Annotated in this window: 5 protein-coding genes; 3 read left to right on the top strand and 2 right to left on the bottom strand. The window is 66.4% G+C overall.

All coding sequences use genetic code 11. The annotated features are described in order from the left end of the window. The coding region (locus AA75_RS00605) for a TOMM precursor leader peptide-binding protein (RefSeq protein WP_051811476.1) at positions 1-1,532 on the top strand (1,532 nt) is incomplete at its 5' end. Positions 1,533-1,595: 63 nt separating this feature from the next. Here the strand turns inward: AA75_RS00605 and AA75_RS00600 are convergent. Beyond that, a complete protein-coding gene (locus tag AA75_RS00600; protein WP_033817651.1) occupies positions 1,596-1,757 on the bottom strand; it encodes a thiazolylpeptide-type bacteriocin in 162 nt (53 codons plus the stop codon). 155 nt (positions 1,758-1,912) lie between these two features. Here AA75_RS00600 and AA75_RS00595 point away from each other — a divergent pair, with 155 nt between their 5' ends. Continuing rightward, positions 1,913-3,214: an amidohydrolase gene (locus tag AA75_RS00595; protein ID WP_033817650.1), complete on the top strand. Its 1,302-nt coding sequence runs from the start codon at positions 1,913-1,915 to the stop codon at positions 3,212-3,214. Positions 3,215-3,340: 126 nt separating this feature from the next. Here the strand turns inward: AA75_RS00595 and AA75_RS00590 are convergent, their stop codons facing one another. Continuing rightward, entirely contained in the window at positions 3,341-4,519 is a 1,179-nt protein-coding gene (locus AA75_RS00590) for a putative adhesin (RefSeq protein ID WP_149037862.1), read from the bottom strand. Positions 4,520-5,634: 1,115 nt separating this feature from the next. Here AA75_RS00590 and AA75_RS00585 point away from each other — a divergent pair. Continuing rightward, positions 5,635-6,498 (top strand): hypothetical protein, encoded by an 864-nt coding sequence (locus tag AA75_RS00585; RefSeq protein ID WP_149037861.1) that lies wholly within the window; start codon positions 5,635-5,637, stop codon positions 6,496-6,498. Positions 6,499-6,534 lie beyond the last annotated feature (36 nt).

The following is a 6,534-nucleotide window of genomic DNA, read 5'->3' as shown; positions in this document are numbered from 1 at the left end:
TGCCCCGCCACCCCGACCACACCCGCCACGGCCCGCCCCGGCCCCGGGTCACCGAACTCGACCTGACGACACTGCACACCCGCACCGTCCCCATCCTCCCCGACCCGCTCTGCCCCGCCTGCACCGAATTCCGACCCCAACACGCCGACGAGGCCCGCATCACCCTCACCTCACGCACCAAACCCCACCCCGAGACCTACCGGCTCCGGCCTGCCGCCAGCCTCCCCCTCCCCGAACAGGCCCTCGCCAACCCGGTCTGCGGCGCGCTCGGCCCCCGCACCCACCTCAACCTGACCTCCCCCACCACCGCACCCGTCTCCGGAGCGGCCTTCGTCCGCGGCTACGCCGGACTCACCGACGTCAACTGGAGCGGCCAGAGCAACAGTTACACCACCAGCCGCCGCCTCGCGCTCCTCGAAGGCCTCGAACGGTACGCCGGCACCCACCAACGACGCGGCACCCGCCCCGTCCTGGACTCCTACGACCACCTCCACGACACCGCCCTCGACCCCCGCACCTGCGGCAGCTACACCCCCGACACCTACCGCGACGACCCCCACGTCCGACCGTTCGACCCGGCCGCCACCATCCCCTGGATCTGGGGCTACTCCCTCCGGGACCAACGCCCCCTCCTCGTCCCGGTCCGCCTCGCCCACTACAGCGCGGAACTCAGCTCCGACAACTTCGTCTTCGAATCCTCCAACGGATGCGCCACCGGCAGCTGCCTCGAAGAGGCGATCCTGCACGGCCTGCTCGAACTGATCGAACGCGACGCCTTCCTGCTCCACTGGTACGGCGCAGCCGAGGCCACCGAGATCGACCTCCGCAGCCTGACCACCGGACCGGTCCGGGCGATGGCCGACCGCGCCGCCCTCCAGGGCTACCGCCTCCACGCCTTCGACAGCCGGGCCGACCTGCCGATCCCCGTCGTCACCGGCCTCGCCGTTCGCCACGACGGCGGCCCGGGACACCTGTCGTTCGCCGCCGGCGCCGCCCTCGACCCCGAACAGGCGATCACGGCGGCCCTCGCCGAAGTCCTCACCTACATCCCGCACCTCGCCCGCCAGGTCCACGACCACCACGACGAACTCCAGGCCATGGCCGACGACTTCACCCTGGTCAGACACCTACCGGACCACGCCCGGCTGTTCGGACTCCCACGGATGGCCCGCCACGCAGACAGCTACCTGGCCCCGGCCGCCCGACGCACAGTCCACGACACCTACCGGGACTGGGCCCGGATCAGGCCCCGCACCGACGACCTCCTCGACGACCTCGGATTCTGCCTCGACCACCTCACCGGCGCCGGCCACGACGTCATCGTCGTCGACCAGACCACCCCCGAACAGCAGGACATCGGACTGCGGACCGTGGCCACCATCGTCCCCGGACTGCTACCGATCGACTTCGGCTGGCACCGCCAGCGCGCACTCACCATGCCCAGGCTGCGCACCGCCTTCCGCCGTGCGGGACGGCGTACGACCGACCTGTCCGACGAGGAGATCCGCCGTGTGCCGCACCCGTTCCCGTGACGGCATGCGAAGCCCCCCGGGCCGGACGACACCGACCCGAGGGGCACACGCGCGGCAGGACGGTCAGGCGCTGCAGCTGGTGGTGCTGGTGGTGGAGGAGCAGGTGCTGGTCGAGGACGCCAGCTCGATCTCCGTTGCGTCGGTGTAGTCGGAGAGCTCGAAGGTCTCCGACTCCAGCTCCAGGATCTCCTTGGCCAGCGTGGCGAGGTCGGACTTGGCTGCCATGGTGCCTCCTTCTCGGATCGTGACCCGCTGTCCCGTACAGGTCACCTGTGACTACCAGTCCAGCAGCCGCCGCTGACGGATCCCCCCGAACCTCACTGACAACCCGATGACACACCCCCCGACGACTCCCACCGACCGGCACGGAGGAACCCGCGATGACCCCACTCGGACCTGCCACGGTGCAGAAGATCCACGCGGCCACCGCCGACGTCCTCGTCCCGGCCGCCGCGCTCTACCTAGACCTGCACAGCCACCCCGAACTCTCCAGCCACGAACGGCGCACCGCACAGCAGTTCGCCATCTGGCTCGCGGAGGCCGGCTACACCGTCAGCACCGGCATCGGGGGACACGGCGTGGTCGGCCGCCTCCACCGCGGGGACGGACCCGTGATCCTCATCCGCGCCGAACTCGACGCCCTGCCGGTGACCGAGCGCACCGGTCTCAGCTACGCCAGTACCGTCTTCGGCACCACCGAGTCCGGCGAGAAGGTTCCGGTCATGCACGCCTGCGGACACGACCTGCACCTGGCCGCGGCAGCGGGAGCGGCAACGGTCCTGGCCCGGCTGGCCGACGACTGGCACGGCACCGTCCTCGTCGTCGGCCAGCCGGGGGAGGAGACCCTCAGCGGTGCCAGGGCCATGCTGGAGGACGGCCTCTACACCAGATTCGACCCGCCCACCGTCGCGCTGGCACAGCACTCCGCCAGCTTCCCCGCCGGCCTGGTCGCACACGGCCGCGGACCGGTCATGGCCGGCAGCGTCACCTTCGAGGTGACCGTGCACGGCACCGGCGGACACGCAGCCTCCCCCCAACTGACCGTCGACCCGGTGGTCACGGCCGCCGCCATCGTCATGCGCCTGCAGACCGTGGTCTCCCGGGAGACCGGTCCGGCCGAGCCGGTCGTCCTCACCATCGGATCACTGCACGCCGGATCCGCCAGCAACGTGATACCCGACCGGGCCACCCTGGGGATCACGGCACGCGGCTATTCGGACGAGGTGCTGAACCGGGTGGGCCGAGCCGTGCACCGCATCGTCCAGGCGGAGTGCGCCGCCTCCGGCTGCGCCCGCGAGCCGGACATCACGGTGGTCTCCCGCTCTCCCGCGAACGTCCCCCACCCGGCCGTCACCCGCACGGTCCGCGCCGCCCACAGCGAAGTGCTCGGAGCGAAAGCGGTGACGGACTGGCAACTGTCCATGGGAGCAGAGGACTTTGCGCTCCTCGGGGAGGCCGGGACGGGGATTCACGGCGTGACCGGCATCCGCACCGCCTACTGGATGCTCGGCACGGTCGCCCCCCGGCAATGGGCCGCGGCACCGGGGACCACGGCGCCCGAGAAGATCAGCCGCCTCCCGTCGAACCACTCGCCGGAATTCTCCCCCGACCTCCGGCTCTCCCTGCCCACGGGAATCTCGGCCATGGCCGCGGCCGCGCTGTCCTCGATCCACCAACGGTGAGCGGACGACGGCGCTACCGGGGATGCGGGATCCACGGAGGGGCCCGGCCGGCGAGTCAGCAGGGGACAACGGCCGTCACGGGCGATAGCGGGCGGAGCACTGAAGGAAGATCCAGGGCCTTCTGCCTCAATCGTCATACTGCGAATCATCCTGAGAATCGTCAGGGGTGCTATTCTCATCTGAATCTGGCGTGTAGTAGTACCTGGGCTGCGGAGTATCTTCGGGTATTGTAGTCGCATTTTCGTCGAAGTAGATACCCTGGATTGTTGGCGCCGGCGGCGTGTAGACGGCCTTGATGTCGAGCTTTGCGGCAGTCAGCTGGAAGGATTTCAGCAGATCGCGCATCTGCTCGTCCCTCACAAGGTCGTAGTTCCCTTCCCGGAGTGACGCTCTATCGATCTCCTCGAGACTGCTCCAGGCCAGCTCGGGATTTGCTGCGAATTCGGCGAACCATCTGTAAATTTCCCAGTAGGCGTCCCTTCCGTCCGGAACCGGGTTGTCCGAGGCTATGTACAGATCTCGCTCCGACTCATCGAGTGACATCAGCCAGCGATGGAAGGACATCTTTCCGTGCTGCTTTTCTCCTCCCTCTTTTGTGGAAAGGAGGAACTCGGCGCCGTAGTGGCCGTAGCAGAATTTCCTGATGGCGTCCCTCTGGAGGAGAAGCACCTTATCCTCCTCGTTCAAACGCTCGAAATCCGCCATGATCTCTCTCCGGGCACCCACGTCCCGCACGGAAGCAATCATGTTGGCCAGCCACTTGTCCTGGCTCTGTGTGAGCGCTGTGAACCACTCGGCGTTGTTCTCGCCGGGCAAGGTCTCGGTCACGATGAGTGCAGCATGAGCCAGGCGCTTGCCGTCGACCGTGGGCTCGAGGCAAGCGATCAAGTGAATGTCCCTGTCCCCGGTCGAAGCGAGGGGGCCGGCGCTGCCCAGAATGCCGGTACACGTGTGGCCACTCGCGGTGCAGCTCTCTGCGGTTCCCTGACACAACGCGGTCCCCGGCGGTGCGTCGAAATCGTAGCCGGCCAGCTTCAGCCGTATTTGCGGTGATTTCACGGTGAGGTAGTCGAGGGCCTCGACCAGGGTGAGGGCGCCAATATTATAGTTCGAAATTTCAACCGGTCCCCGGTGGACGTGATCCGGGTCCGGGGGCAGGCCTCGGCGGGCGACCTCATATCCAACGACCTTCTCCAGAACCGTCCCGTGGTCCGTGTATGTGGAGAGCGTCCAACCGTCAGGCAATGTGATGAGCGGCTGAGCGTTGGCGTCGAAGGTGCCATGCGAGGCTACCCAGATGGTCATGAGGATACTCATTTCCTGTCGCGACATGCTAAGGTGCGGGATGCCATTGTTGCATCCGCACATGTGAGATATCTGCACTTTGGAGTGCCTCTGCGGGACGTCGGAGATGCCTTGGAAATTCCAGGAACAAGCCCGATCGGGCAGGACTCTTCAAAGCTCAGCGCGAGAGCTTGAGCGATGGCAGACCGGCGTGGGATGCGGTAGAGACGCGTGATGCCGTAGGGCCGGCATAATCGACCCCATGATCTGGTACCGGTCGATTGATGCACGATTCTCTGCCGGCCCCTTTATCCGTCCCCGTCCCTGCGTGTCGGCAAGGGCCGGCGTGCGCATTGCCCTTTCGGGCTGACTGTTCCGGCCTTCCTGCTGCCTCTTCGCAGGTTAGCCATCGCCCGGCGTCTGTCACTCTTAAGCATCGGAGAGACCGTATCCGTGACCGGCTCTCCGTTCACATATGCGACACGAAGGGGTGCGCAATGGGCCAGGACCAGTCTTCGCCGGCGCTGGAATCGCGTCCGGCTGCCCCCGGGACGCCGTCGGTGTGTTCCTGGCGCCGACGGCTTCTCTGTGCCCGGCGCGAAGTCTGCCGTGTGGTGACGATTCTCGGCGGCGGTGCTCCCGCACGCCCGCACGGTCCCGCCACCGACAGTCCAGCGGTGCAGCCCCGCCGGGGTGACGGCCTCTCCCTTCCCGGACACCACCCGGCCCGGCGCCGAATCCTCACCCTGATGACCCTCGAGGCCCCGGACCTCATCGAGCTGTCCGCAGCGACCGTCCCGACAGTCGACCGAGGATAACCGGTCCAGGGACGATCCTGGGGCTTTCCACGACTTCGCGGGCACTGAGCGCTGCATGGCTCATCCGGCTCCGGCAGGCAATGAAAAGCCTCATTGGGCAACGGTCCGGGTCCGCATTCCTACCCGGAATAAAAGCCGTACAAGAATCTCTCCGGGCCGAACCGGTGCGAATCTGACGGTGGGCTGTGCTTTGTCCGTCCCGTGGTCCCTCGGTCTTGTGGCTGATCCTGCAGCACATCCGTTGCATTGCAACTGCCGGCGGGCCGGGAATTCATCAGCCCCAGGCCGGAATGACCGCAGCGCTACGAAGGAGGCGAGATGGAGTGGACCACATGGTGTCTTCGAGCGGTTCAGTGCTGGGATCTACCGGATCCCCCGCCTGATTCACCGGACGTCGATCTGTCGGATCCCTGGAGCGCCCTCGCATTCAAGGTGTCCACATCCGGGGATCCGGTCGACAGCTATGTCGAGGAGTTCCTGGCCCGGATCAGGTCGGAGGAATTTCCGGCGGGGCGGGACGACCTCGCTGCACTCATAAAGAAGCACGCGTACATCCTCCGCTGGCCAGATCCGTACATCAATACGGACTGGGAAAGCATGTTTGCGGTACATGAGGAGGGGACGTTCTGCTGGGACGGGAGCAGCTGGGTCGAATGGGGAGACGAGGCCGACGACGGCACTTGGTGGGGGCTCCTGGCAGATCTTCGGCCGAGTTGGGACGGGAGGTGGGAGTCCTGGGGGGACGCCGTCCTCGGACCGCTCGGAGCCGTTGCCGAGGAAAGAGGCCAGTTCGAACGGTTCGAAAAATTTTCACGGGAGTCGCAGGAGTGGGATGTCGACTACGCACGGGCGTATATCGAATGGGCCTGCGGTGTCAAGATCGAACGGTTGCCGGGCCCGGGTAATTCGCCGATGGCACAGGAAATCTACCAGGCCGTCGTATCAACTCTGTCGGAAGAGTTGGGCGAGCGCCCGTCGGACAGTGAGCTCTCGGAAATATGGGACGACGTGTGCGCATCCCGGCAGGCCGATGGTGAAAAAATCAAGGAGGAGGTGACAGCGGCATTCCTCGAACGCATCGCCGCGCCACCGGCGGAAACGATAGATCAGATGAGCGAAGCGGTGGACAGGTTTCTTGACAGCGTCAAGAAAGTCTATTCGGATATCGAGATCGGCCGCTGACGGAATCGGCCGAAGAATACTGGCGGAAATGGGTGA

Source organism: Kitasatospora sp. MBT63 (assembly GCF_000710465.2).
In the GTDB taxonomy this organism is placed as follows: domain Bacteria; phylum Actinomycetota; class Actinomycetes; order Streptomycetales; family Streptomycetaceae; genus Kitasatospora.
Note: the sequence above shows the minus strand (reverse complement) of the source record. Positions and strands in the feature narration are given on the sequence as shown.